21 protein-coding genes are annotated in these 25,508 nt (G+C 60.4%); 12 read left to right on the top strand and 9 right to left on the bottom strand.

Features of this window, described 5'->3' with window-relative positions; genetic code table 11:
- Positions 1–29 precede the first annotated feature (29 nt).
- From R3F07_07515 to R3F07_07530, 4 genes are read left to right on the top strand one after another with little or no spacing between them, the layout of a single operon-like run.
- The gene (locus R3F07_07515; protein MEZ5276209.1) at positions 30–2,891 is read left to right on the top strand and encodes a hypothetical protein; all 2,862 of its coding nucleotides are present in this window, start codon (positions 30–32) and stop codon (positions 2,889–2,891) included.
- Entirely contained in the window at positions 2,888–3,817 is a 930-nt protein-coding gene (locus R3F07_07520) for a glycosyltransferase (GenBank protein MEZ5276210.1), read from the top strand. Before R3F07_07515 ends, R3F07_07520 begins: the two co-directional genes overlap by 4 nt.
- Before the next feature lie 5 nt (positions 3,818–3,822).
- Positions 3,823–6,192: a hypothetical protein gene (locus R3F07_07525; protein ID MEZ5276211.1), complete on the top strand. Its 2,370-nt coding sequence runs from the start codon at positions 3,823–3,825 to the stop codon at positions 6,190–6,192.
- Positions 6,165–8,111, top strand: coding sequence for a glycosyltransferase family 4 protein (locus R3F07_07530; GenBank protein ID MEZ5276212.1), 1,947 nt, complete (start codon positions 6,165–6,167; stop codon positions 8,109–8,111). Before R3F07_07525 ends, R3F07_07530 begins: the two co-directional genes overlap by 28 nt.
- Before the next feature lie 552 nt (positions 8,112–8,663).
- On the opposite strand, the gene R3F07_07535 is transcribed toward R3F07_07530, so the two are convergent.
- Complete coding sequence (locus R3F07_07535) at positions 8,664–10,865, bottom strand: sulfatase-like hydrolase/transferase (protein MEZ5276213.1); 2,202 nt, start codon at positions 10,863–10,865, stop codon at positions 8,664–8,666.
- Positions 10,866–11,070: 205 nt separating this feature from the next.
- Between R3F07_07535 and R3F07_07540 the strand changes: the two genes are divergently transcribed.
- The 3 genes from R3F07_07540 to R3F07_07550 all read left to right on the top strand — a co-directional run bounded on the left by R3F07_07540 (position 11,071) and on the right by R3F07_07550 (position 13,801).
- Positions 11,071–11,262 carry a hypothetical protein gene (locus R3F07_07540; GenBank protein MEZ5276214.1) on the top strand — a complete coding sequence of 64 codons (192 nt, stop codon included), beginning with the start codon at positions 11,071–11,073 and terminating at the stop codon, positions 11,260–11,262.
- A 41-nt stretch (positions 11,263–11,303) separates the two neighbouring features.
- Positions 11,304–12,707, top strand: a complete 1,404-nt coding sequence (locus tag R3F07_07545; protein ID MEZ5276215.1) for a hypothetical protein — start codon at positions 11,304–11,306, stop codon at positions 12,705–12,707.
- A gap of 131 nt (positions 12,708–12,838) precedes the next feature.
- Positions 12,839–13,801: a glycosyltransferase gene (locus R3F07_07550; protein ID MEZ5276216.1), complete on the top strand. Its 963-nt coding sequence runs from the start codon at positions 12,839–12,841 to the stop codon at positions 13,799–13,801.
- 38 nt (positions 13,802–13,839) lie between these two features.
- On the opposite strand, the gene R3F07_07555 is transcribed toward R3F07_07550, so the two are convergent.
- Genes R3F07_07555 through R3F07_07570 form a run of 4 tightly spaced genes read right to left on the bottom strand, consistent with a single transcriptional unit; the run spans position 13,840 to position 17,081 of the window.
- Entirely contained in the window at positions 13,840–15,015 is a 1,176-nt protein-coding gene (locus R3F07_07555) for a glycosyltransferase family 1 protein (GenBank protein ID MEZ5276217.1), read from the bottom strand.
- 8 nt (positions 15,016–15,023) lie between these two features.
- Entirely contained in the window at positions 15,024–15,542 is a 519-nt protein-coding gene (locus R3F07_07560) for an adenylyltransferase/cytidyltransferase family protein (protein ID MEZ5276218.1), read from the bottom strand.
- Positions 15,539–16,078, bottom strand: coding sequence for an HAD family hydrolase (locus R3F07_07565; protein MEZ5276219.1), 540 nt, complete (start codon positions 16,076–16,078; stop codon positions 15,539–15,541). Before R3F07_07565 ends, R3F07_07560 begins: the two co-directional genes overlap by 4 nt.
- Entirely contained in the window at positions 16,065–17,081 is a 1,017-nt protein-coding gene (locus R3F07_07570; protein ID MEZ5276220.1) for a PfkB family carbohydrate kinase, read from the bottom strand. Before R3F07_07570 ends, R3F07_07565 begins: the two co-directional genes overlap by 14 nt.
- A 101-nt stretch (positions 17,082–17,182) precedes the next feature.
- Here R3F07_07570 and R3F07_07575 point away from each other — a divergent pair, with 101 nt between their 5' ends.
- Positions 17,183–18,004 (top strand): glycosyltransferase family 2 protein, encoded by an 822-nt coding sequence (locus tag R3F07_07575; protein ID MEZ5276221.1) that lies wholly within the window; start codon positions 17,183–17,185, stop codon positions 18,002–18,004.
- A gap of 43 nt (positions 18,005–18,047) precedes the next feature.
- Positions 18,048–19,952, top strand: a complete 1,905-nt coding sequence (locus R3F07_07580; GenBank protein ID MEZ5276222.1) for a hypothetical protein — start codon at positions 18,048–18,050, stop codon at positions 19,950–19,952.
- On the opposite strand, the gene R3F07_07585 is transcribed toward R3F07_07580, so the two are convergent.
- The 3 genes from R3F07_07585 to pgsA are packed head-to-tail and all read right to left on the bottom strand — an operon-like array spanning position 19,903 to position 22,294.
- On the bottom strand, positions 19,903–21,174 hold the full coding sequence (locus R3F07_07585; GenBank protein MEZ5276223.1) for a glycosyltransferase family 2 protein: 1,272 nt from the start codon (positions 21,172–21,174) through the stop codon (positions 19,903–19,905). The genes R3F07_07580 and R3F07_07585 overlap by 50 nt on opposite strands.
- The gene (locus R3F07_07590) at positions 21,171–21,695 is read right to left on the bottom strand and encodes a phosphatidylglycerophosphatase A (GenBank protein MEZ5276224.1); all 525 of its coding nucleotides are present in this window, start codon (positions 21,693–21,695) and stop codon (positions 21,171–21,173) included. Before R3F07_07590 ends, R3F07_07585 begins: the two co-directional genes overlap by 4 nt.
- A 14-nt stretch (positions 21,696–21,709) precedes the next feature.
- Positions 21,710–22,294: a CDP-diacylglycerol--glycerol-3-phosphate 3-phosphatidyltransferase gene (pgsA, locus tag R3F07_07595; protein ID MEZ5276225.1), complete on the bottom strand. Its 585-nt coding sequence runs from the start codon at positions 22,292–22,294 to the stop codon at positions 21,710–21,712.
- A 79-nt stretch (positions 22,295–22,373) separates the two neighbouring features.
- Here pgsA and coaD point away from each other — a divergent pair, with 79 nt between their 5' ends.
- Positions 22,374–22,886, top strand: a complete 513-nt coding sequence (gene coaD, locus R3F07_07600; GenBank protein MEZ5276226.1) for a pantetheine-phosphate adenylyltransferase — start codon at positions 22,374–22,376, stop codon at positions 22,884–22,886.
- 120 nt (positions 22,887–23,006) lie between these two features.
- On the opposite strand, the gene R3F07_07605 is transcribed toward coaD, so the two are convergent.
- Positions 23,007–23,501, bottom strand: coding sequence for a DUF456 domain-containing protein (locus R3F07_07605; GenBank protein ID MEZ5276227.1), 495 nt, complete (start codon positions 23,499–23,501; stop codon positions 23,007–23,009).
- A gap of 141 nt (positions 23,502–23,642) precedes the next feature.
- On the opposite strand from R3F07_07605, the gene R3F07_07610 reads away from it, so the two are divergent.
- Both R3F07_07610 and R3F07_07615 read left to right on the top strand, forming a co-directional pair.
- Positions 23,643–24,017, top strand: coding sequence for a hypothetical protein (locus R3F07_07610; protein ID MEZ5276228.1), 375 nt, complete (start codon positions 23,643–23,645; stop codon positions 24,015–24,017).
- An 81-nt stretch (positions 24,018–24,098) separates the two neighbouring features.
- Positions 24,099–25,496: a DUF839 domain-containing protein gene (locus R3F07_07615; GenBank protein ID MEZ5276229.1), complete on the top strand. Its 1,398-nt coding sequence runs from the start codon at positions 24,099–24,101 to the stop codon at positions 25,494–25,496.
- The last annotated feature ends 12 nt before the right edge of the window (positions 25,497–25,508 follow it).

The raw sequence follows: 25,508 nt of genomic DNA on the forward strand, positions 1-25,508 counted from the left end.
AGCCGGGATCGGTCCCGCGGATTCTGCTCTTGTCCAAAACCGATGCCCTTGGCGACCAGATCCTCGCCACGGGACTCGTCCGCCACCTGCTGGAAGCGGACCCGGATATCCGTATTGTCTGGATGGTCCGGACCGGAAACGAATCGCTGGCCTCGCTTCTCAGGGGTGCCGCGGTGGCGGTGGTCGATCCCGAACGCCCGCCCGCCGATCAGGCAAAGCGCGCCCTCAAGGCCCTCGTCAATCCGGGCGAACTCTGGGGGCGGGTCCTCTTCGTGGCGGTTCCGATCAACCCCTACAAGGCCCATCAGGAAGACCTGCCGCCCGTCCTGCGATGGTGGAGTCGCTTCACCCGACGACTGCGCCCCGAAACCGCAGTGGTCGGTTCAACCACCCGCAACTGGCTCGATCAGTTTCTGGTCGGTTCCAGCCGGGCGTCCCGACGGATCGGATTCGGCGCATCCAACGGTTCGCAGGAACTTGCGGACGACGTTTACGCGCTAATTCCCGGGCAACCGGTCGCGCTCAGCGATGAGATCCCTTTTGCGGACGAGCTTGATGAAGCCGGACGCCTTGGGCGATTGGCCGAAGCCGCCTCCGGGGTGAAGGGTCCTATCCGTCCGACCATCGCGCCGCCCGAGGTGAACCTGAGGCATTCCCGAAAAGACCTCAGCCGGTCGCTCGTGGTGGCCCCGGGGGTCGGCGATCCGAGGCGGCGGACCAACTCAGCAGCCCTGGCTCGCGGCATCGCCCAATTCCTCAAGTCGACCGATGAATTCGACCCGAAATGCCTGCTGGTCGAAGGCCCACTTGACCGAGCGATCGTTTCGGAACTGTCGCGATACCTGAGGAAGGAAGGCATTTCTCCAACCCGATTCCGATTCGATGCGGATGGGCTTCCCCGTCTGGCCAGCCTGCTCGGCCGGACCTCACTCTTCCTGACTCACGAGACTTTCTACGCCCAGTTGGCCGCTCTGCTGAAGACACCGAGCGTCGCCCTCTGGGGCCTCGGGCACTGGCGGCGCTTTTTCCCTCCGCTCGGCGACATGACCGTCGTCCATACCAGCATGCCCTGCAGCGGCTGTGAGTGGCATTGTGTGTTCGACCGATGGAAATGCATCACTGACCTCCGCCCGGAAGCGATCGCCCAAGGACTGGCCGCGCAACGGGCCGGCCGGAGGTCTCCAGGAATCCATTTTTTGGATACTCCGGCGCCGGTCCCCGCAGAAGAGGTTCGTTCCGCCCTCAAGGAAACCGGCCAGGCAGCCGCCCGTCTCAGAGATGAGAACAACCGGCAGCGTGAATGGCTCTGCCAATTGCGACAGCGGACAAAAGACCTTGAAGGATGGGCCCGGGCCGAGGCACGCGGACGGGAAAAGCTTCAGGCCCTCAATGAGGAGATCGATGCGCGGCTCACGAGCCACCGTGGCTGGGCCGAGGAAGAAGCCCGCCTCCGGAGCGAAGCGCAGACCCTGCTCAAGTCCGCCGAGAAGCAGCGTGACGAGATCCGCGGGTGGGCTGAGGAAGAAAAGCGCCTGCGGGAAGAAGCTTCGAGGCTCCTCGCGGACGCCGAAAGGCAACGCGACGACCTCGCGGCGGCCATTCGGGAGGAGCAACGACTGCGAGCCGAAGCCGCGCGACTGGTCAGGGAAACCGAGGAACAGCGCGAAGCAGCCCGCAGTTGGGCCGAGGCGGAGCAACTGCGCCGTAAGGCTGCCGAAGCCTTGCTGCGGGAAACCGAGGTGCAACGCGACAGTCATATGAAGTGGGCCCGCGAAGAGCAGCGACTGCGGGAAGCGGCTGAATCTCTGCTTGCCGAAACAGAGAGTCAGCTCGACGCGCATCTTCGATGGGCCGCTGAAGAGAAAACAAGGCGGGAGGCCGCCGAGAATCTGCTGAGGGAAACCGAGGCGCAGCGCGACAGCCACCTCAAGTGGGCTCTGGAGGAACAGCGGATACGGGAAAAGACCCTTTCCCTTTTGAGCGAAACGGAGAAGCAGCGGGATGCCCACCTTCAATGGGCTGGCGATGAGAAGTCACGGCGCGAGGCCGCCGAGGCGCTGCTCAGGGAAACGGAGGCGCAACGAGACAGCCAGCTCAAGTGGGCCCGGGAAGAGGAGCGCTTGCGGAAGACGGCCGAAGCTCTTCGCAAGGAAACGGAGAAACAGCGGGACGATGCCTTTGCCTGGGCAAGAGAAGAAGAACTGCAGCGCAAGACCCTTGGAAAGGCGTTGACCGATGCCGAAGAACAGCGGACCAAGGCAACGGCCTGGGCGGAGGAAGAACGAGCACTTCGGGTCGAGGCCGACCGACTTCGTGAAGACGCCGAGCGCCAGCGCGACGCTGCCGTTGCCTGGGCGCAAGAAGAACGGGCGCTTCGGGTCGAGGCCACCCGACTTCGTGAAGATGCCGAACGCCATCGCGATGCTGCCGTTGCCTGGGCGGAGAAAGAGCGGGCGCTTCGGGTCGAGGCCACCCGACTTCGTGAAGATGCCGAGCGCCAGCGCGACGCTGCCGTTGCCTGGGCGCAAGAAGAACAAGCCGTCCGCGGGAATCTCGAAAAGGTCCTCGGTGATGCCGAAAAGCAGAGGGATGACCGCACCGCCTGGGCGGAGGAGGAAAAGGCCTGGCGCCTCCGGCTTCAGGAGGAACTCAAGCAATGTCAGACAAGGATCCAGCACCTCGAGATCTCGCTTCGAACAAAAGAACAGCATGTCCGTGAGGAGAAGAGTTCAAGGGATGAACTCGCCAGGCGACTCGCGATGGTATCCGGTCAGCTTGAAGCTATGACTGCCCGCTTCAATCGCTACGATCAAATCGCCGCCTGCCGGGCCATCCTTGGAATCCTCGACCGCTTTCGCAGTGATCCTGAGAAGAACGAAACAACGAAATGAAAATCTCGATCGTCACGCCCTGCCACGACCGATTTGAGTACCTTGAGTCGACCCTGAGCAGTGTCTTGAACCAGGCCGGGGACTTTGAGATCCAATACATCGTCCAGAACGCCGGGAGTTCGCCGAGGGTTCGCGAAATCCTGGATCGATGGGCCGATTCCATCGATTCAGGCAGTTTCCAACCGTCATGTCGCGGTATCGACTTCCGCGTCTTCCACGAACCGGACTCCGGAATGTATGAAGGCCTCAACCGGGGTTTTGCTCGAACCGACGGGGAGGCCATGGCCTGGATCAATACCGATGACCTTTACCATCCCGGCGCTTTTCAGACCGTCACGGAGGTACTCCACCGGCACGAATCGGTCTATTGGCTGACCGGGATTCCCAATTCATTCAACCGCCGGGGGAGCCGCACCGGCCACGACACCTTTCCCCGAGCCTATTCGCGGGAATTCATCCGCCGGGGTCTCTACCGGTTCGAGAATCTCGATGCCGGCTTCAACTGGATCGCCCAGGATTGCTGCTTCTGGCGGTCGGTTCTCTGGAAGAACGCCGGAGGCGGTCTCGACGAGTCAATGCGCTATGCCGCAGACTTTCGTCTCTGGCAGGTGTTCGCCGAACACGCCGATCTGGTGAAGGTCAATTCCTTCCTTGGCGGCTACCGTTTCCACGGCGACCAGGTGACCGCCAATCCTGAAACCTATGCCTCGGAGCTCCCGCCGCTTCAACGTCCACCACCCGGCTGGCAATCCCTTCACAAATGGCTCACCCTGCATCCCGATGACAGCCGCTTGTTCTTCAATCCGGAGCAGGGAAAGCCCTGGATTGAAGGTTTCGGCCTCGACTGGGATTGGCTCGTCGGGCGGACCGCCTCCTTCAACTTCGGAACCGACTGTTGGGACCTCACCCTGCTTCCCATCATCTGACTTCAATGGAGGGACCCTCGCTGCCCTGGCGCATTGCCGCCTGTTCCTTTGACCTTTTCGACACCCTTCTCGGTCGAACCCTCGTCCGACCGGTCGATCTCTTCCTTGAAGTGGAACGACGCCTCAGGGCGGCCGCCCTGCCCTGCCGGGATTTCGCGGGGGAGCGCGAGGCGGTCGAGTTCGAGCTGAGACAGAGGGGAGGCTTCCAGCGCGAGGTCTCTCTTGAGCAGATTCACGATGCACTCGCGGGGAAACGGGGACAACCCGAGTCCTGGAAGAGGCAGGCCATGGCCATGGAACTGGAAGCCGAACGGGAAACTCTTTTTGCGGTACCGGCGGGTCTGGCCCAGCTTCATCGCGCGCGGCGAAGGGGAAAGCGGATTCTGTTCGTTTCCGACACCTACTTTCCGAAGTCGTTTCTCGAGCCCATCCTGGTTGATCTTGGAATTCTGACCGACGGCGATCGCCTCCATCTTTCCGTTGAAAGCGGCCGGATGAAATCCACGGGGGAACTCTTCGCCCACGTGGCCCACTCGGAGCATCTCGAGCCGTCCCGCATCTTCCACATCGGCGACAACGAAGAAAGCGATGTCCATCAGGCCAGAGCCGCGGGGTGGAAAGCCTCTCTTTTTCGGCCGACCGAACCTGTGCGTTACGAAGTCCCGGGTCCCGGTATAGATGACCCTGACGACCGCCTTTCCCTGTCTCTGCTCCGCGGCACCCAGCGGCGTCTTCGCCTTGAGAGTCCGGCCGCCGACCGGAGGACCCGCATCATTCGCGAAACCACCCTGGGTGTTTCCGGTCCCCTTGCGGTGTCCTATGCCGCCTGGTGTCTTCGGGAAGCCCATCGACGCGGAATCAACCGCCTGTATTTCTTTTCCCGTGACGGCGAAATCCTCGTCCGGATCGCCCGCCTGATCAACGATCGACTGAAACTGCCCGTCGCCCTGCACTACCTTTATGTATCGCGCCAGGCCCTCCTGCTTCCGTCCCTGAGGGAGCCCCTCGACGATGAGCTCGACTGGATCATGGCGCCGACAGCCATCCTCACTCCGAGGATCGTCCTGAAACGCGTCGAGATCCGGCCGGAGGAATTGACCGACCTGCTGGATGCCGCCGGATTCGGACCGACCGACTGGGACCGACAACTCAGCCTTGAACGTCGCCAGGAGTTCCGGTCCTTTCTGCTGAGGCCGGAGATTGCCAAGCGGATCACCGAACAGGCGCAGGTTTCCCGCGAATCAGCCGTCGTCTATCTGGAGCAGAGCGGACTGCTGGCGGACGACCCCCGCTTTGCGGTGGTCGATATCGGGTGGCGGGGAACCCTCCAGTGGTGTCTGAGCAGGCTTCTCAGTTCAACCGGCCGGAAGACCCCGCTGACCGGTTTCTATTTCGGTCTTCGCGGGACCAAAAAATACAAACCGGAGGACATTCTCGTCCCTTGTTTCTCAGATGCCTTTGATCCCACTGTGGTCGATGCACTCGACTCCATCGTCCCGCTTCTGGAGCTCTTCCTCGCCGCCACCCATGGTGGAGTGTCCGGCTATCGGCTCAGCTCCAAAGGAGTCGAACCGACCTTCCGAACCGAGGACAACGAACGTGGTCTCGAATGGGGCGTGGGGATCCAACAGCAGGCCATGCTCGATCTGACCCGGACCCTCTGCGAAAAGACCCCGTTTTCGTTCGACCCGGAGCCGCTGATCCGCGACACGCTGTTGAAGCTGGAACTCTTTGCCCGATGCCCTTCGCTCGATGAAGCCCGCGTCTATGGCAGCTTCCTCGATGCCGAAGATCAGAACGAATCCGTCTTCACACCATTGGCTCGAGCCTATACTCTCCGTGAACTGCAGCGGGTCCGAACCGAGGGATTCCGTCATCATCACAACGAGTGGCAGCACGGCGCCATCGCCCTTACCCCCAAACGGCATCGGCGGCGCGTCGGGATCGTGAACTCAATGGAGGAAAAGCACCCTGTTTGCGGTCCCGGAGTACGCCCGCTGGCGGGATTCGGACCGGTTGAGGGCCCAACCCCGCAGTTTCACCTCCCGCGATTCTTCTGGGCCTATGGTCCGGAGTGCCTTCTCGAAATCGAAACCCCGGACCACGGCCCCCACCGCCTGACCCTCGAGATCAAGAACTACCATGGCAATCAGGTGCTCGAATTCCTGGTCGCCGACAGGACCATCGATTCGATCGAGGTGCCCCAGAATTTCGGCGAACAACCGATCGAACCCTTTCAGGCAGAAGTGAGCTTGCCCTTCCCGCCCGGGAAGCATCGACTGGCGATTCGCTCGAGGTGCTGGGCTACGGATGACCGACCGCTCGCCGTGATTTTCAGTCGCATTGAGTGCATCCCGAGAGATCCTTCACCTTGAGAGTCCTCCACATCAATTACCACAGCAGCAGCGGCGGAGCCACCCGCTCGATGCTCCGGCTGCACCGCGGGCTGGTCGCCTGCGGAACCCAGAGCCGGTTGTTGGTGCGGGAAGGCGATGCCACCGACGAGGTCACCGATCGCTTCGAGGCGGAAATCCCGGAAACTTCCCGCCTGAACGAGCAGCTCTTCGGCTACTTCCTCCAGCACAAAGGAGCGGATGTCCACCGAACGGAGGCCTGCACCTCGATCTTTACTGTTCCGTTTCCCGGATTCGATCTGGTCGCACACCCCAAGGTTCAGGAGGCCGACGTGATCAACCTGCATTGGCCTTCCTACCTGCTCTCACCGGTCACTCTCGGCCGGTTGATGGACCTGGGGAAGCCCGTCTTCTGGACGATCCATGACCAATGGGCATTCACCGGCGGCTGCCACTATTCGGCAGGTTGTGAAGGCTACACCCGCGACTGCCGGGATTGTCCTCAACTGGCCGGCGAGCTTTCCCGGCTGCCCGCCGCCATCCACCGGGAACGACGACGTCAACTCAGGAATCGCACACTCCACGTGGTCGGCCCCAGCCGCTGGATCGTCGATTGCGCCCGCCGCAGCACCCTGCTCCGCGACCAACCCGTTCACCATGTCCCCTACGGGATCGAGACGGATATCTTCCGCCCTGCCGATCAGGGCGAGGCCAGGGCGGCCCTGGGCCTGCCGTCCGACGGATTCATTCTGCTTTTCGGCGCCGATCATCTGGCGGAGAAGCGCAAGGGATGGCATCATCTTCACGCGGCGCTGGATCGTGTATCCAGAAAACTGGGCGACTCGGTTCCCCTCCATCTGGCCTACTTCGGCAACACTCCGGACGACCTGGCCGAGATTCCCGTCACGAAGCACGAACTGGGCTATATCCGCGACGACGAGAAACTCCGTCTGGCCTACAGCGCAGCCGACCTCTTTCTGCTCCCCTCCCTCGAAGACAATCAACCCAACACGGTGATGGAGGCGATGGCCTGCGGGACGCCCGTGGCCGGCTTTGCCGTCGGCGCCCTTCCCGACATGATCACCGATTCGGAGAACGGATACCTGGCCAGGGTTGGTGATCCGGAAGCCTTGAGTGAGTCCATCATGCGATGTGCCCGCTCACCAGAATCCCGCCGGTCAATCCGCACCGCCGCCCGCCGATCGATCGAAACCCACTACCCGCTCGAAACCCAGGCCAGGAACTACCTCGGGCTCTATGCAGCCGCAGTTGCCCGTGCAAAGCCGGCCCGGATGACCGTGAGAAAGGCGGAGTCGACCTGTGCGATGTCCGGAGATTCCGGCGGGATGCTGGACGACATTGACGCCCTGCGTCCGCTCGGCCAGTTGCTCAAGGCTGAAGTCCCCGGCGCCGCCCCGTTCGACCCCGGCTGGTCATTCGGTCGCCGGAAGGAGAAACGCCGGGTTCAGCACTACACCGATGCCTGGCTGACATCACTCCCCCGGCAGCGCCGCTACTACCTGACGGATGCACACGGCATCTATTCCCACGCCGAGATTTCCCTCGGCAACGGATTCCGCGTTCCCGAGGGCCCCTATCCCGAGATGAACCTGCCGTGGCCACTCGTCTGGGCCCGATTCCCCGAGGCGACCTTTCGATTCATACGGCCAATTGCCGTGAATTCCCGTCTGCGGATGGTCCTGCAGACGCCCGTCGATGGATTGGATCTCGAAATCGACGGCCCCAAAGGTCTCCTCTGGCACGATTCCCTCCGCGCGAACCTCAGCAATCCAAGCCTTGAACAACCGGACCTGAGAATAGACCTTCCCCCGATGGAAAGCCAATCTGCGCTGACGTTGCGGTTCAGGTCAATCCAGAGTCCTGAACCATCCGGTGACCTGGCTGCAGCAATCTTCTCACTAAGGATCGAATCAATCTGAATTGTCGCCCGATCCAAGACCCCGCCCGGATGACGGAGTCACGACAGCACCAAGAAATGTCTATCAATTCCTCTTCCCTGAGAGCGAATTTCACTCTGATTGGAACACGGTTCCTGCCGAACGCCGCGCATTGGAGACTGTCCTCCAGAGGCTGAAGCCGAAGGCAGCCATCGAGATCGGGATATCTCGCGGCGGAAGCCTCCAGACAATCGCCGGATATTCAGAATGCGTTGTCTCAATCGACATTGACCCGACTCTAGAGAAAACTCCGGCTCCGAAATTCCGGGACGTGAGATGCGTCACCGGCGACTTCTAAAAGCTCCTTCCAGAGGTCACCGCTGACCGGAAAGCCAATGCGATCGACCTGCTGTCCCGTCAAAAAGAGGGATGTTAGTCCGGACTACGCTCAAGGGACGGTTCAACACACCTCAGCATGTTCATGTGGGTTTCCTTCCAGGTCCCATTCCGTCGCCGGACGGTAAGTCTGCCTTGGACCGTCACGGACGCTGAATCGGAAACCTCCGTAGGCCGTGGTAATCCGTCCCGACTTGATTATTTGTCCGTCTGTTCTTCCTGGCCTTTCGGATCCGCAAACTCGACCCAGCCCAGGCCGATCCCCAAACGTCGGCCGTCGGAAGACAACCCGGCTTCCTTAGGCGAAAGGTTTGCATAGGGAAGTCTGAATTCGATGGCCATCAAACCATCCTTGCTTGATCCAGTTGGAATTCGAACCTCCTTGATCTCATCCGACTCCGAACCCTTTTCATAGAGCCAATCTGCGACCTGAAGTGTCCCATTGACCCAAACCTCGATCTTTTGGTTCGTTCCCCAGACCATCTTCAGATTAACCCGAAACACCAGCTCACCGGGAGGTTCGGAGAATCGGACGGTAAATCCCGCGACATTGCGATCGGACCAGGCAAAATCCGGACCCGGGATCGAAAATCCAAATGGTGCATACTGCGCATAGTTACCACCGAGAACAAAATCGATCCGTTCACCCAATCGATAGGATGCTGTGGGCAGGTCTCCATCTGTGACGATTCCGTCAAATCGTTCCCATGATTGATCCAGCCAACTGTGACCGCTAACGCGATACTGGGTGAATCCTTCAAAGAAATTGTCGGAATTCGTGTTATAGCCCTGATAGAAATAAAAAAAGCGTTCCCTTGCCGGGTCGACATCATCATTCAGGAAATCTACTCCAGGAAAACGATTGTCCAGCCCGAGACTTCCGGCGATTGAGGCCGAATAATCGCCAATAGTCACGGGCCGGTCATCAATTCGCAAGGGACCACGCGAATCAATCTTCTTCACCAAAACCGCAGCGAGTGCGGATGACTTTACCAGTCGTTCGACCGTGGTATCCTCGATGAGGTCCTTGGCAACTCCACCCGCCAGAGGATTGGCTGCATATTGGTGAAATCCGGCCCCGTGGTCTCCGGTTACGACAATCAGAGTATTATCATAGACTCCGATCTCCTTCATTTTCCGGAAGATCCGATGGAGCATTTCCATTCCTGCCCGCGTGTACGTGACAAGATTTTCCCTGCTATGCGGCAACTCCACATAATCGAGTTTCTCGTTCAGCCGGATCGGCGGGTGCGCACCCCAGAAGTGGATGTATTTGAAAACGGGCTTACCGTCATCAACCGATGCCTGCCTCTCCAATGCACGAGTGAATTTCAGATCGTAAAGATTCTCCACCGCCGGCATGTCGTCCAGTTCGTGATCCGCCCCCAGATTGATGAAGAACCATCGCTGGTTGTTGTAGACCCGCTTTTTCAGGAAATGGGGGACGACACGAAACGCTGTGAGATCGGCCAGGGAAAGAAGCTCCCGGGATAGATCGACACCGGATGCATTTCGAAGGTAGTCGATCTGAATGTCGGAATTCGCATTGTCGGCAATGAACAGATTCCGTGTCCCGATCAGGTGTGTTCGAAAGCCCCGGTCTTTGAGGAACCTCGGCAGATTGTCTTCAGATTTCGAAAGATTCTCGGCAAAGGTATAGGCATTGATCCTATTCCGGTAGTATTCCCCGGAGAGGATCAACGGCACATTTGCTTTAGTGGTCGGGTACCCGGACAGCGAATTCCTGTAAAAGACAAACCCATCAAATACCTGCTGGTCCGAAGGAAATTCGTCAAACACCTGCTGAACGACGTCGGACTCGAGCGTATCCAGCAGAATGATCAGGACATTCTGCTTTTTGGAAAAAGTGAAAAGATCCTCCGGTGATCCTTCTCGTTCCGAGCGGGACAGGGCCCCGGGAGTCGCGAAAAGCAGCGAAACCAAGTTGACAGCCTGAACGCCGAGCGCAATGACGGCAATCCAGTTGAGAATACGGCGGAATCGACGACCAAACTTGAGACAGATCAGCAGCAGGGAAATCCAGATCAGCCCATCGATGATGCCCCGGTAACGGTAGGACGACCAAGCGATGTCGCGACCGTCAAACGTACCATAATCCCAGAGTATCCAATTGCCCTGAAGGTAGAGAAGGAAACCAACCGCGAATACAAGCGACCCCAAGATCTCTCCCAAAAGCGAGGGCACCACCAGCAGAAGGATCGAGAGAAGCAGCAGGGATGCCAATGCAAGCAATGCCAGAGGTCCCAGGATGTCCAGAAACGTGAACGGGAATTCACGGGTGTTCGTGAGTTGAATCTGCGCAGGGATAAACAAGCACGCAGTCAGGGATATCAGTGCCGCTGAAGCGACGGAGGTTTTCAATCGTTCTTTGGCAAACATGAGAAAAGGCGGAGCCCTGTTCCCCATGGATGGTTCCGATCAGTTGAACCTCAAGCCAAATAAACGGGGGACCGCTTGCCTCACGGGATTTCCAGAGTCGTTAGTCGAATTCCCAGGCAAACCCACTGCTTGTTTTGTTCTGGACAGCCCTATCCGGAGTACTACGGTCAGGTGACACCGTAACCACCCCGTAACAACCGCGCCAATGAACATCGTCCTCGCCTATCTCGATCCGGGCACCGGAAGCATCATCCTCCAGTCGATCGTGGCCGGCTTTTTCGGAGCCCTGGTCGCAATCAAGATATTCTGGCACAAGATCACCGGCTTTTTCCGCAAGGATGAGGTTGAGACCTCGGTCGAGTCGACCAAGTCGGAACCTCCCCAGGATCCTTCCTGAGCCGGCCCGGCTCGCCAGTTCCCCGTCAGGTCCGGAAGCAGATGTCTTCGACCCAAGTGACAACGCAACCCTCCGGAATTCAGCCACTTGCAAGCTCCTTCAGGGATCGTTCGGGTTTCATTTTCAAGCGTGACGGCGTCCTCTTCCGCCGGATCCATTCGTCCTATCTGCCCGAATTCCGAGCGCTGACCGGTTCGGGATTCTTCAGGAAGCTCTGGGACCGGGGCCTTCTCATACCCCACCAGGAGGTCGAGAACCCATCGGCCGGCGGCGACGAGATCACGATCCGTCCCGATCAGCTCGCCTTCGTTTCCTACCCCTACGAATGGAGCTTCGGCCAATTCAAGGATGCCGCCCTGGCCACCCTCGAGATCCAGAAACTCGCCATCGAAAACGGATTCACCCTGAAGGACGCCAGCGCCTACAATATCCAATTCGTCGACGGTCGCCCGGTTCTCATCGATACACTCTCATTTGAGACCTACAAGGAAGGCAGTCCCTGGATTGCCTATCGCCAGTTCTGCCAGCATTTCCTCGCCCCACTCGCCCTGATGGCGCTGAAGGATGTCCGCCTCTCCAAACTGACCCGGATATTTATCGACGGGATCCCGCTCGACCTCGCCTCCCGGCTCCTGCCCCGACGCAGCAAATTCCGCCCCGGCCTTCTCTTCCATCTCCACCTTCACGCGAAATCCCAGGGCAAATACACCAACAAGAATCAGGACGTCAAAGACCGCCGCATCTCCAGGAATGGTCTTCTCGGGATTATCGGGAACCTGGAAGCCAACGTCCGAAAACTGCAGTGGTTGCCCGCGAATACGGAATGGGGCGACTATTACGCCATCACCAATTACACCGACGCTTCCTTCCGCGCCAAGGAGGACCTGGTCACGGCGGCGATCGAGAGGGTCAAGCCCCGCTCGGTCTGGGATCTCGGAGCCAATAACGGCCACTTCAGCCGGTTGGCCAGCAGGAAGGGAATCAATACCGTAGCCTGGGACATCGATCCGACGGCGGTTGAGTTGAACTACCGCGACATCCGCCGGCAAAAGGAGACCCATCTCTATCCGGCCATCATCGATTTGAGCAACCCGTCTCCGGGTCTGGGTTGGGCCAACGCTGAGCGAGACTCCTTTTTCAGCCGCCACGGGAAACCCGATCTGATCCTCTCTCTGGCGCTGATTCACCACATTGCCATCGGCAACAATGTTCCTTTGGCCAGTGTCGCTTCCGCCTATGCCGATCTCGCACCCAACGCCGTGGTCGAGTTTGTCCCCAAGAGCGACTCCAAGGTGAAGGAGCTCCTGCTGAATCGGGAGGATATCTTCGATGATTACACGGTGGACGGGTTTGAGTCTGCCTTTGGCGCGCATTTCGAAGTTGTGGACAAACAGCCCATTCCGGGTTCGGAGCGGACGCTCTATCTGCTTCAGCGCAAAAGCTGAAGACACCGCAGCCGGAGTCCCGGGTCTCCACAATCGATCGGCCACTGCATTGCATTGACCGCATTCCCAATGTCGGGCAAAACCAGCCCGGACCCGATTCGAATCAAGCCCCCTCGCTTTCTCTCCCTCCCATGAAATTGATCGTCCAGATTCCCTGCTTCGATGAAGAGGAGAACATCGGGGAGACGATCCGTGCCATACCGGGGAAGATCGCGGGAATCGAAGTGATCGAGATCATGGTGGTCGACGACGGCAGCCGCGACGCCACCTCCACGGCGGCCCGGGAAGCGGGAGCTGATCACGTTGTCCGCCTCCCCCGCAACCAGGGCCTGGCCCGGGCTTTTTCCGCCGGGATTGAGCATGCCCTGCGACTGGGGGCCGACATCATCGTCAACACCGATGCCGACAACCAATACTGTGCGGATGACATCCCGGCCCTGATCGAGCCCATCCTGAAGGGTGAAGCGGACATCGTGATCGGCGAACGACCAATCGACTCGATCCAGCATTTCAGCCCGGCCAAAAAGATTCTTCAACGAATTGGCAGCGCCACCGTCCGGTTCTTCAGTCGGACCGAGGTCAGGGACGCGCCGAGTGGCTTCAGGGCGTTTTCCCGAAGGGCCGCCGCGCGCCTGAACGTATTCAACGAATACACCTATACGCTCGAGACCATCATCCAGGCCGGACAGAAGCACATGGCCATCGCCTCCGTCCCGATCCGGGTGAACCAGCCGACCCGCAAGTCCCGGCTGGTTCGGAGCATCCCGGACTATATCCGCCGCTCCATCGCCACGATTCTGCGGGTCTTCATTGTCTACCGACCGTTGCGATTCTTCGCCACTGCCGCGGTCATCACCTTTCTTCCCGGTTTCGTCCTCGGCCTTAGATTCGTCTACTATTTTGCCATCGGCGACGGTGGCGGACGGATCCAGTCCCTGATTCTCGCCTCAATGCTCATGGGAATGGGCTCCCTCCTGCTGGTCATCGGGATTGTGACCGACCTGATTGCGGTCAACCGGCAATTGCTCGAGCGGATGCACACCCGCCTCTACGAGATCGAGGAAAAGATCAGCGGTCAGAACAGGCGCGACTGAACCGGTGTTTCCGCGGTGGAGGATTACGGGCGCGACTCTCAGCCTGCCGCCGCCTTCCGCAAGGCCTGGGCAAATCCCCTGGCCTCACAATCGAAATCGAATCGACCCAGGTTCTGTCGGCCGGCCTGAATCAGCCGTCGGCGAAGGCCCTCATCGCGCGCCATTTCAGACAATGCGTCTGCGATTTCACCGACCTGCTTCGGATCAAAGTAGCGGGCGCCCGTGCCCGCCACCTCGGGCAACGAACCGACGTTTGAACACGCCAAGGGAATCCCCGCCTGCTGAGCTTCCAGAATCGGAATGCCAAAGCCTTCGTTCAGGGAGGGAAAGATCATTCCGTGGGCCGCACGGAGCGTCGCCCGATAATCCGCTTGATCGAGATGGCCTGCTCGAATGACCGAGCCGCCCCCAAGACCAAGGCGATCGATGATCAGACCAAGCGGATCAGCCGATTCGGTTCCCGCGCCTGTCAGCACCAGTTTCCAGTCACCGTTCCCATCGGGAGCGCCGTCCAGAAACCGGCAAAAGGCCTCCAGTAACCTCCGGTGATTCTTGTGCGGCCATGGATTGGCGGGATAGATGAAAAACAGGCCATCAGCCGCTGACCGCCCTGAATTTCCCCGGTCGGATGAATGGACCTGCTGCAGGGGCAGGTAGGTCCGGAAAATCCTCCTTTCACCCAGACCATAGGCCTCTGAAAGCCGTCTTCCCACATCGTCGGAAATCACTTGGATGGCCACGGCCCGGGCACAGGCATCGGCAAAGAACCGCTCCCGGTGATCCACCTCTTCCGGCGGAAGCGCCTCCGGGACCTCGCGGTGCAGCAGATCGATGAGCAGACTCACAAAAGGGACCTTCCCACCACCGAGACGATCGGGCCCGAACGGATTGTAGAGCAGGTCCACTCCGGAGGTGACCAGTCGCTCGGTGTCGACCGGATCAGGGCCCGATCCCGGTTCCGGATCCGCCGCAGATTGATGACTGCACCAGATCTGATCCGTCGGCCGGGCCAGACTCGAGACTTCGCCATGCGTAGCCTCGTTTGCGATGAACACCAGCTCGACCCTGTCACCTTCCGTTCGGATCATCCACTGCAGGAAGGCAAAGACGGCCGGCTTGACTCCGCCATTTTCGCCCCCGGGAAGAAGCCGGACCAGGTCAACCGCGATCCTGATCTTCCGCTTCGAACGGAAAGGGAGGCGCCATGCGCACATAGCGTGTTTCAGGTGGATGCCGACCGGATCCGGGCCACCAGGGCCGAAGTCGAGATCGAGTTGCGCCTTGTGATCAAATGGCCCGCCGTCCCGTGGCGCTGCATGGTCGGCCACTCCGCCCAAGTCTCCGGAGGGCCGTAATCCGGACCGTTGACATGCACATCAGGACGAACCGTCTCCAGGAGTGAGCGCATTGGCTCCTCGGAGTAACTGCCCGGCATGATCACGACATAATCCACACAGGCCAGTGCCGCCAACATGGCCGACCGCGCGCCCTCCGGCAGGAGCGGGCGTCCCGGACCCTTCGCTGCCGAAACGGCCGAATCGGAGTTCAAACCGACAAAGAGAATGTCGCCCTGCGCCCTCGCCTCCTCCAACTGGTCCAGATGCCCGACATGCAGAAGGTCAAAGGATCCGTTCGTGGTGACCAGCCGTTTACCCTCCGCCCGCAACCGCCCGGCCACCGCTTGCGCGGCATCGGGTTCCAGGACTTTCTCAGTCCGCCAATTTGTCGCGTCAAGTTTCATGGTGCCGGGCACAGGTCACGGGCGAATTGAAAAAGTGAATCCACCACCGTGTCGGGTTTCATGCCCAATGTATCCAAGCCCCAGTAACGACTCCGGATCAAGGCTGTTCGCACCCCGATCGCGCGGCCAAAGCCGATATCCGACTCCTTGTCGCCGACCATCCACGAGTCGGCCAGGTCAATCAGCCCAATCTTCGCGCGGATCGGACCAAACAGGCCTGTCCGCGGTTTTCGGCAATCGCAGCCCGCATCGCGGCGATGAGGACAGTGGGCGACGGCGTCCAGGTTGACCCCGAAGCGCTCCAGGTCGCGCCGCATCTGCCCGTGAATCCCACGCAAGGACTCCTCCGCGAGCCGGCCGTCGCCGATCGCCGACTGGTTCGTCACCACCGCCAGGGCAAAACCGGCATCCTGCAGCAGACGCAGGGCCTCACCCGCCCCATCAAGAAGACGCCAATCCGCCAACGAGTGGACCGCACCCGTATCCACGTTGATCGTGCCATCCCGATCCAGGAAGATGACCTTACGGTTCGACACCTCGGCTTGAATCTTCGGTTCGACCGAGGAGTTCGATCAGTTCCTGCCGGGGCGGCGCAGTCGCGCCGATCTTGGAGGCGACGATCGCGCCGGCAGCATTGGCCAACTCGGCCGCTTCCTCATCCGTCGCCCCGCAGAGTCTGGCCATGAGCAGGACCACGGCCGCGGTATCCCCGCAACCCGAAGTATCCGCCACCTCGATTCGATGGGCCTGGGGTACGTGGCGACCGGGCGTCTGACGGCTCCAGACAAAAACCCCGTTTTCGCTCAACGTCAGGTAGACATCCGTGCCAAATCGCTGGTGGAGCCCGGAGGCAAGTTCCGGCCAGGGCGACCGTGCCTGCATCCGATTCAATCCCAGGTATTCATGGGCCTCCTGGAGATTGGGTGAGATCGCGGTCACTCCATGGAAGAATTCGATATTCAGGGGCTTCACGTCGGCCATCACAAGCAGGCCGTGTTTCTTCATCGCCCCCATGACCGCCGCAGCCACCTTTTCAGTGACGACACCCTTGGCATAGTCCGACACCAGAATGGCATCCACCTCCGCCGCCTCGCGTTCGATCGCTTCCACCACCTGGCCTTCAACCTGCCCCCCAATCGGCCTGGTCTCCTCGCTGTCAACCCGGAGCATCTGCTGGCTGCGGATCAGGTAGCGCCGTTTCTCGGTTGTCCGGCGGGCGGCATCCTCGATCAGGATCGAACGAAAACCCTCGCGACCGACAGCGGCTTTCAGGTCAGACGCGACCGGACCCGCGCCAGTGACCCCGATCAGGGTGACCGTGGCCCCCAGGACCGCCGCATTCTTCGCCGTGTTTCCCGCACCCCCTGCAGCCGCCTGCTCGGATTCCGCGAGAAGAATGGGAACCGGCGCCTCCGGATTCAGCCGATCCACCCGCCCAAGCACAAACCGGTCAAGCATGACATCACCGACCACCAGAATCCGTTTGCCTGCAAAGGCGCGTAGGATCTCAATCAATCGGTCATTGGAATTGGGCGCCATGTGGAGATGTGATTGTCGCGACGCGGGCGATCTTATCTGCTTTCCCGAGACCAAACCGAGAAAAAAAACAGCGTCCTGCCTTTACCACCAGAAAGTCACGCATGGATCCCCTGATTTCCATCATCACACCGTCATTCCAGCAGGCCCGATTTCTGAGAGCCTGCATCGACAGTGTCCTCAGCCAGGATTATCCCGAGGTGGAGTACATCATCAACGATGGAGGCTCGGATGACGGAAGTGTCGAGATACTCAAGAGCTACGGCGACCGGATCACGTGGACATCCGGACCCGATGGCGGTCAGGCGGCCGCCATCAACACCGGTTTGAAAAGGTCTCGGGGTGCGATTCTCGGCTACCTGAACAGCGATGACGTGCTCGTCCCCGGCGCCTGCCGGGCCATTGCCGAAGCCTTCGCACACCACCCGCAGGCCGATGTCATCTACGGAAAGGCAGAGATGATCGGCGAAGACGGACAGGTCCTGGGCCTCTATCGAACCCAACCGACGGTCACCGAGGAACTCCGCGCGGATTGCACCATCTGCCAGCCGGCGGCATTCTGGCGCCGGGAGATCCAGGACAAAGTCGGCCTCCTCGACGAATCCCTCCAGACCGCTCTCGACTACGATTTCTGGATCCGGATTCACCAATCGGGCGGACAGTTTCGATTTCTGGACAAGGTTCTCGCCCAATCCCGGGATTACCCGGGGACGAAGACGAGACGGGATCGGGATCTCGTCTTTCAGGAGATCTTCTCCATATCCCGTCGTCACCTCGGAGAGATCAATTCCCGATGGATCGAATCCTACCTGCACTACCTGAAATTCGAGACCCGATCCCCGCTGCGGTGGCTGATTCCCCGCACCGCACCCCGCAGACAACCGCTGGTCAGGTTGATCCGGGCATTTTCACGCCGCTGCCGATAGGGTTGACGCGAAAACCAGGCGTGCATCCAATCCTTCAATCACCTTGACGACTCATCCCGGCAAACTCGAACGCTATACTCACCTGATCCGGCGGCACTGGCAACGTTGGTTCATTCCGGTCGGGCTTCTGCTGGTCATACTTGGCGGCAAGTTCATCCTCATTCAGAGTCATGGATCCGATGTGCCGCATTGGGACCAATGGGATGTCGAGGGCGAACTGCTCATCAAACCATGGGTCGAGGGCGATTTGAGTTTCGGCTCACTGTTCGCGCCCCACAACGAACACCGTCCCTTCTTCACCCGGGCCTGGGCTCTCGGCCTCTTCATCCTGAACGGACAATGGGATGCCCGCCTCGAGGCCGTCGCCAATGCCTTCCTCCACGCCGCCGGCGCACTGATCCTGCTCCATCTCCTGGGTCCGCTCTTCCGCGGATGGCAGAAATCGGCTTTCCTTCTGCTCCTCGTTCTGCTCTTTGCCCTTCCCTTCAATTGGGAAAACACGGTCCGGGGCTTCCAATCCCAATTCTACTTTCTCCTCCTCTTCAGCCTCGCCCAGTTCCATGGAAGCCTGACCCGACGCCCGCTGAGTCCGGCTTGGTGGGGTGGTCAAGCGGCGGGCTTCGCCGCCCTCTTCTGCATGGGGTCCGGAGCCGTTTCATCCGTGGCGGTTCTCATCGTTCTCGGATACAAGGCGGTCGCACTCCGGCAAAGGGACCGCGCCGACCTCATCACCGCGGGTGTCTCCCTGCTCATTCTGTTCTGCGGGTTTCTCCTGCGCATCCCCGCCCCCTGGCACGACAGGCTCCGGCCCGATTCCATTCTGGCCGGCCTTCATTCCTATTCCGCTCTCCTCGCCTGGCCTTTCCCGTTTTTTCCAGCCGCGATCATCATGGTTGCACCCCTGCTATTCGTGATGATCGGTGCGGCCCGAAGAGCGGAGGAAGCCCCCCAGGTTCTCTTCCTCACCGGTTTGGGCATCTGGGCTTGGATTCAGGCGGCCGGTCTCACCTATGCTCGTGGTGGGGTTTCCCTGGGTTACGCCTCGCGCTACAGTGATCTCCTTGCGATCGGCGTGATCACCTCAGCCACCGCCCTGGCCGTTCTTCTGAACAACTCACCTCAGGGGATCCGCCGGCGGCAGAAGACTGCGATCCTCGCACTTGCCTGGTCGGTGCTTGTCGTTTCAGGGGTGGTTTACCACTCGTTCTGGGGTGACCGCCAGCACCAGCGTGAACTGCTGCGCTCCCATCCTGCCCAGATCGAGAACCTCCGCAGGTTCATCGCGACCGGCGATCCCGAGAACCTGCGGGACAAACCCATGCTCCGCATACCCTATCCGGACGCCGATCGCCTGGCCGCCTTTCTGACCGACCCGACCATCCGGTCCATCCTTCCGGTCAGCATCCACCCTCCCATCCCCCTGGTGACCGATACATTCTCAACCCACGGGTTCATTCCCAACGGCGTGCCTCCGGAAACCCACGCCAAGCCACTTGAGCCCTCCCAAGGTTCCTTCACCGACAAGGGGATCCGCCAGGAGGGCTACTACCGGAGCCAACCGATCGATCCCAAACTGCCCATGCTGCGGATGACCATCGCCGGAACCTTTCCCCTCGATCAGGAAAACATGACCCTGATCGGGATGGATTCCGCGGAAATGGTCGACCCCCTGATCAGCAAGACCCCGGGGGTGCGGTTCATGAACCTGAATACGTTCCGTCCCGATGGTCCCTTTGTCGTCTCCGTTACCGACAACAATCCGGATACCTGGATCGCCATCAGCAATCCGGTCGAAATGGGATTTTTCACCTGGATGGCGATGAAACTGGCCAAGCTCGGTCCCGAATTCGCCGTGATCGGCGGACTCCTCATCAGCGGCGTTCTTTCTCTCGAGGTTGTCAGGTTCCGCCGGAACCACCGGATTCGCCAAACGGTCGGACAATCCTGACGTCGTCTGACTCCGTCAGCCGGACCTCTCTCACCCGAAAGGCCAATCGGCGGGGATCGTCTTTCGCCCGAAACACCTTGGAAGCGCGCATTCCGACCTCCAGTGGTCGCGGTCCACGCCCGTCTTCCTTCATGTCGAGATCCACCCGGAATTCGCCCCACCTGGTCACTTCAACACTCGCGGTCTGGCCCGCCGCCTTCACCTCGATGGTGACGGGAAAATACTCCGGGGGCGCCGGTACCTCGCCGAAGACCGACAGGCGCGCCACCTTCCCGCTCCAGGGAATGGCCAGGAATGAACGATCCGAGGTCCAGCGATCGATCGAAATGCCCTGGGAACCCCTCAACCGACGCTCAATCAGTCGGGTTGTCAAGCGGTGGATCGGTCGAAAGACCCGGGCATTGGCGTTGTCCCGCGCCGCCTCTAGATCGGCCGCGGAGCTTGGTCCGAAAACCGTCGGCCATTTCCGTCTCAATGTATCCAGACCATAGCAGACTGCAGCCGGAGACCATCTCCCCGCTCCGTGCCGGGCCGGGATGCTCCTCAGTTCGAGCCAACGGGCGAAACCGCCGGACGATGTCTTCGATTGTCCGTGTTCGCGGGTCTGCGCCAGAATGAGCGGGCAATAGGCAACCGGTCGCCTGACCGCCATCCGGATCCAAAGGTCCCAATCCATCCCGTAACGCAGCGCCGCGTCAAGGCCGCCCACCTCACGCAATGGGCCAACCCTCATGAATACCGTGGGCTGCATGATGAAATCGCTGACATGGGTCAGGAACCAGAGGTCGAACGGCCGGGTTGCCGGGAACCGGCTGAGCACGCGTCCGTCTTCGCTGATCAATTCGCCTTCCCCGTAGACAAACCCCGCCTCGGGCTCCGCCTCCAAAGCCGCCACCGCGTTCCGGATGGCACCCGCGCAATACCGATCATCCGAATTCAGCCAGGCCACGATTTCGCCCGACGCGGTCTCGAAGCCACGATTCAGCGCCGCAGCCTGCCCGCCATCCGGACCCGACTCATAGGCGATGCGGTCGCCATAGCTTTTGAGAACCGCCAGGGTCTCATCAGTCGAGCCACCGTCCATGACGAGGACCTCGAGGTTCGGGTAGCCCTGGTTCAGAATCGAATCGAGCGCCTCCCCGATGAACCGCCCCTGATTGAACGACGGAACAACGATCGTGACCCGCGGCGGGTCGCTTCGACTGCCCGGCGTGGTCGTCATGAACCACCCATCAGCAACGGAACCAGCCAGCGTATCCCAATGTGGAGGACCACGCAGGTGGCCAGGGCGGCCGCGATGTCGTCGATCAGGACACCCACCCCGCCGCGATAACGCTGGAGGCCGCGGATCCCGAAGGGCTTCCAGATATCGAAGAGCCGGAAGAGCCCGAATCCCGCCAGGAACACCAGCCAGGCCCATTTCGAACTGAGAAAGGGCTGGAGGCCCAGAAAGCAGAACGGAATGGCGGCAAATTCATCGAGGATGACCGAAGGGGGATCGATCTGCTGCAGCCGGGTCTCCGCCTCGCCGCAGAAGACCAGGGCCACATAAACCAGAAAGGCGGTCAGCAACGCCGCCCCAAGAGGCGTCATCGGGTAATAGACCACGGTATAGAATACAATCCCCGCGGCCGATCCCCAGGTCCCGGGTGCCTTCAATGATCCCAAGGGACCGAGTGTGGCCACATTGACCACGACCGGGGAAGGGAGTGTCCGAATCCAGAGCGGTTGCCGAATCATCATCGCAAAGACAGCCTCTAGTCTTCAGCGAAAACCATCGCTCCGTACTTCCGGAAATACCGGTAGCCCGAGGTCAGCGTGAAAACGGTAGCCAACAGAAACAGCACCAAACCCAGCCAGTCGAGATACTGGGCCATCACCGAGAGATCGACCGAGAACCACGATGCCAGGTCGACCCGGACCATCCCGGCCAGGAGAAAGGCTCCGATCGAGAGAATCTGGGTGACCGTCTTCTGCTTGCCCGCCCGCTCAGCCGAGACGACGACGCCCTTGGTCGCCGCCACCAGGCGCATGCCGGTGATCATGAACTCGCGCCCGAGAATCAGGAGAACGAGGAATATGCTGACCTTGTCCAGATCGACCAGCGCGATCATCAGCCCGAGCATGAGAACCTTGTCGGTCAACGCATCCATGAGGATCCCGAAGGTCGAAACCAGCCCCTGTCGGCGCGCCACCAGACCATCGAGCCAGTCCGTGACCCCCGCCACCACAAAGAGGACGAATGCCACCGTGGCCGCTCCAAGCCAGTCGACGTAGAGAAGCGCCACGATGATAAACATCAGCGGTATCCGCGAGAGCGTCAGTAGATTCGCGAGGTTCATGGCAGAATTGCAAAACCCAGTGGAATCCGTCAGAAGTCAAAAAGCAACCTCCGACCCGCCCGCCAACCAACGACCCTTCATGAGCAGAACCTGCGTCTACCCCGGCACCTTCGATCCGGTCACCTACGGCCACCTCGATGTGGTCGCCCGTGCCTCCCGCCTCTTCGACCATATCGTGGTGGCGGTGGCGGAAAACCCGGGCAAGAGCCCGTTTCTGACCGCAGACGAAAGGGTTTCCCTGATCGAAGGCAACCTGGGCCCCTTTCCCAACGTCACGGCCACCAAATTCACCGGGCTGACCGTCAATCTTGCGCGCGAGCTGGGCGCCTGCGCCCTAATCCGCGGACTGCGTGCCCTCACCGATTTCGAATTCGAGTTCCAGATGGCCCTGATGAACCGCCATCTCGACCAGGACATTGAGACCATCTTCGTCATGACCAAGGACGCCTACAGCTACACCAGCTCACGTCTGGTCAAACAGGTCAGCCACTTCGGGGCGGATATCCGCCCGTTCGTCCCCCCCAACGTCTACGAACTGCTCGAAAAGAGGAAACTCGCCGCCGCCAACACCGACGTGCAGGAGGATCATTAGGGCCGAAGGTTCGCTCAAGCAGGAATTTGTAGGAGAGGCTTTACGCCTCGATCAACCGTCGGTTCGAGGCATGAAGCCTCTCCTGCAAGAAAAAAACAGGGTCCACCAGGTCCTCCGCTCCTACCCCCTCAACGCGTCCGCCACCACCAGCGCGATCATGAAAAGGGCGAGGGCGATCCGCAGGATGGTCGAAATGCCGAAACCGACCGCCGCCCCGAAACCCGCTCTGGCCGAGAGCCCAAGCGACCTCCGGGCAAAGATGATCTCGCCGACCAAAGCCCCGAAAACCGGCCCCAGGATCAGGCCGGGCAGACCAAAGAAGATGCCGACAATTCCGCCGACCACCGCCCCGAGGATGCCCCAACGGGTCGCCCCCAGCCATCGTGCGCCCACCATTGTCCCGAGCAAATCGAGCAGACGCTCGACCAGGACCATCACCCCGAGGATCACGACAGTCGTCCAGCTCAGCCACTCCGGCGTCAGCACCTTGTGCAGCAGGGCCCCGATGAAAATGATCAGCGCCCCCGGAAGAAACGGCAGAAAGACCCCGACCAGACCACCCAGAAGCAGAACAACCAGGAGGGTCCACGAGACGATTTCAGTTACGCTGTGCACGGAGATTGACGGGTAATTGTCCTTATTCGGAGGCGGGAGACCCGGAACACCAACCCACGTTTCGGAAGGCGAATCAATCGAAAGAATTCCCCTGGCATCTTTGTTATTTCAAGAATCCGCCCATCCAGGCATCATCAGTTTATGAGTGAAAGGAAGGAATCCCGCGAAGGCGATCACCGTTCGCCCAAGGGATCAACCGATTCCGAGCCGGTTCCCGGGTTCTTCAATCGGATCCCGGCCAGGCTCTGGTTTCCGGCAGGATTCGTCGGCTTTTTCTTTATCCTCGGAGGGTGGAATCAGATCCGCAGTTCCTTTGATGACCCAACCGGTCGTTCGCTCCTGGGATCAGGACCCGGAATGGGATTGGTTGCCGGTTCGGTCGTCTTCTTTTTCTGCCTTCTCATGGGCCTGCGGGCCTGGTGGCACGAACGCACGACGCGAGGCCCATCCGATCACCCGGAGTCACACTGGCGCAATGACCTGAAGGAACACAATGAGGATATCCACTTCCCCTGAACAGGAACGGGCACATTCACGTGACATTCCCGTTCCCCGGTTGACCCGCTGATCCACCTGATTAGGATCCCGAACACCACCATGAATTCCTCCCGGCGCCGCTTCCTCAAACAATCCGCCCTCATCACCCTCGGGTTCACCGGCCTGGGTCACTTTGCCCAACGGATGGCCGCCGCCGGATCCGCCGAAGCAATGAATCTGCCCGGTTATGGACCGCTGCTTCCCGACCCCAAGGGCATCCTCGACCTCCCGGGCGGGTTCACCTACCGTATCATTTCCAAGGCCGGCGATATCATGACGGACGGTCTTCTCGTGCCCAAGACACCCGACGGGATGGGTGCCTTTGCCGGGACAAATGGTCGAACCATCCTGGTTCGCAACCACGAGAACGGGGCCGACCCGTCGGCCAGTGGTGCTTTCGGAAAGGATTACGAACGCCTCTCCAAGATCGAGCCCGAAGCCTTCTACGACTACGGAAACGGTCGAATGCCCGGTCTCGGCGGCACCACTACCCTCGTCTACGACAGCCGTTCGGAACGGCTCGTCACCCAATTCCTCAGCCTGGCCGGCACCTACCGCAATTGCGCGGGCGGAATCACCCCTTGGAATACCTGGATCAGCTGCGAGGAAGCCGTGACACTTGCCGACCGCGACGATAACATCGAGAAAGACCATGGCTACAACTTCGAGGTGCCTGTCACCGAGAAACCACATCTGGCTGACCCGATTCCCTTGACCGCGATGGGGCGGTTCAATCACGAAGCTGTCTGCGTCGATCCCAGCACCGGGATCGTCTACCAGACCGAAGACCGTCCCGACGGACTTATCACCCGCTTCATCCCCAATACACCGGGTCGGCTCATCAATGGCGGACGCCTCCAGGCTCTCGCCATCAAGGGCGATCCCTCACGCGATACCCGCAATTGGGAGGGACTCGACGCCGATCCTTTTCCCCTCGGCACCCCCTTTGACGTCGAATGGATCGATCTCGAAGAAATCGATGCCCCCAAAGATGACCTGCGTTACCGCGGATTTGACTCCGGAGCCGCACGTTTCGCCCGTGGCGAAGGCATGTGGTTCGGGAAAAACGAAGTCTACTTCGCCTGCACCAACGGCGGCGCCAAACTCCTGGGCCAGATATTCCGCTATCGCCCCAGTCCCCGGGAAGGCACCGACCGCGAGTCGAACCAACCCGGCACCCTGGAACTCTTTGTCGAACCCAACGATGGGACGATCATCGAAAACGCCGACAACCTGACCGTCTCGCCCTGGGGGGACGTCGTGGTTTGTGAAGACGGCGGCGGCGACAACTTCCTCGTCGGGATCCGGCCCAATGGCGACTGCTACCAAATCGCCCGCAATGCAACCGGGGACACCGAACTGGCCGGAGTCTGCTTCTCTCCTGTCGACGGGACCCTCTTTGTCAATCTCCAGGGCCCCGGCCTGACCCTGGCCATCACCGGACCCTGGCAGGGTTGAGGACGCCCCGGC

It is taken from the genome of Opitutaceae bacterium, assembly GCA_041395105.1.
Lineage (GTDB): Bacteria > Verrucomicrobiota > Verrucomicrobiia > Opitutales > Opitutaceae > B12-G4.

Bases quoted from the DNA above. Each gene is read 5' to 3' on its own strand.
- R3F07_07550 (MEZ5276216.1), top strand. From the start codon at position 12,839: ATGAAATTGATCGTCCAGATTCCCTGCTTCGATGAAGAGGAGAACATC.
- R3F07_07560 (MEZ5276218.1), bottom strand. From the start codon at position 15,542: ATGAAACTTGACGCGACAAATTGGCGGACTGAGAAAGTCCTGGAACCC.
- R3F07_07540 (MEZ5276214.1), top strand. From the start codon at position 11,071: ATGAACATCGTCCTCGCCTATCTCGATCCGGGCACCGGAAGCATCATC.
- R3F07_07570 (MEZ5276220.1), bottom strand. From the start codon at position 17,081: ATGGCGCCCAATTCCAATGACCGATTGATTGAGATCCTACGCGCCTTT.
- R3F07_07610 (MEZ5276228.1), top strand. From the start codon at position 23,643: ATGAGTGAAAGGAAGGAATCCCGCGAAGGCGATCACCGTTCGCCCAAG.
- R3F07_07545 (MEZ5276215.1), top strand. From the start codon at position 11,304: ATGTCTTCGACCCAAGTGACAACGCAACCCTCCGGAATTCAGCCACTT.
- R3F07_07575 (MEZ5276221.1), top strand. From the start codon at position 17,183: ATGGATCCCCTGATTTCCATCATCACACCGTCATTCCAGCAGGCCCGA.
- pgsA (MEZ5276225.1), bottom strand. From the start codon at position 22,294: ATGAACCTCGCGAATCTACTGACGCTCTCGCGGATACCGCTGATGTTT.
- R3F07_07520 (MEZ5276210.1), top strand. From the start codon at position 2,888: ATGAAAATCTCGATCGTCACGCCCTGCCACGACCGATTTGAGTACCTT.
- R3F07_07525 (MEZ5276211.1), top strand. From the start codon at position 3,823: ATGGAGGGACCCTCGCTGCCCTGGCGCATTGCCGCCTGTTCCTTTGAC.
- R3F07_07615 (MEZ5276229.1), top strand. From the start codon at position 24,099: ATGAATTCCTCCCGGCGCCGCTTCCTCAAACAATCCGCCCTCATCACC.
- R3F07_07555 (MEZ5276217.1), bottom strand. From the start codon at position 15,015: ATGTGCGCATGGCGCCTCCCTTTCCGTTCGAAGCGGAAGATCAGGATC.
- R3F07_07535 (MEZ5276213.1), bottom strand. From the start codon at position 10,865: ATGTTTGCCAAAGAACGATTGAAAACCTCCGTCGCTTCAGCGGCACTG.
- R3F07_07590 (MEZ5276224.1), bottom strand. From the start codon at position 21,695: ATGATGATTCGGCAACCGCTCTGGATTCGGACACTCCCTTCCCCGGTC.
- coaD (MEZ5276226.1), top strand. From the start codon at position 22,374: ATGAGCAGAACCTGCGTCTACCCCGGCACCTTCGATCCGGTCACCTAC.
- R3F07_07585 (MEZ5276223.1), bottom strand. From the start codon at position 21,174: ATGACGACCACGCCGGGCAGTCGAAGCGACCCGCCGCGGGTCACGATC.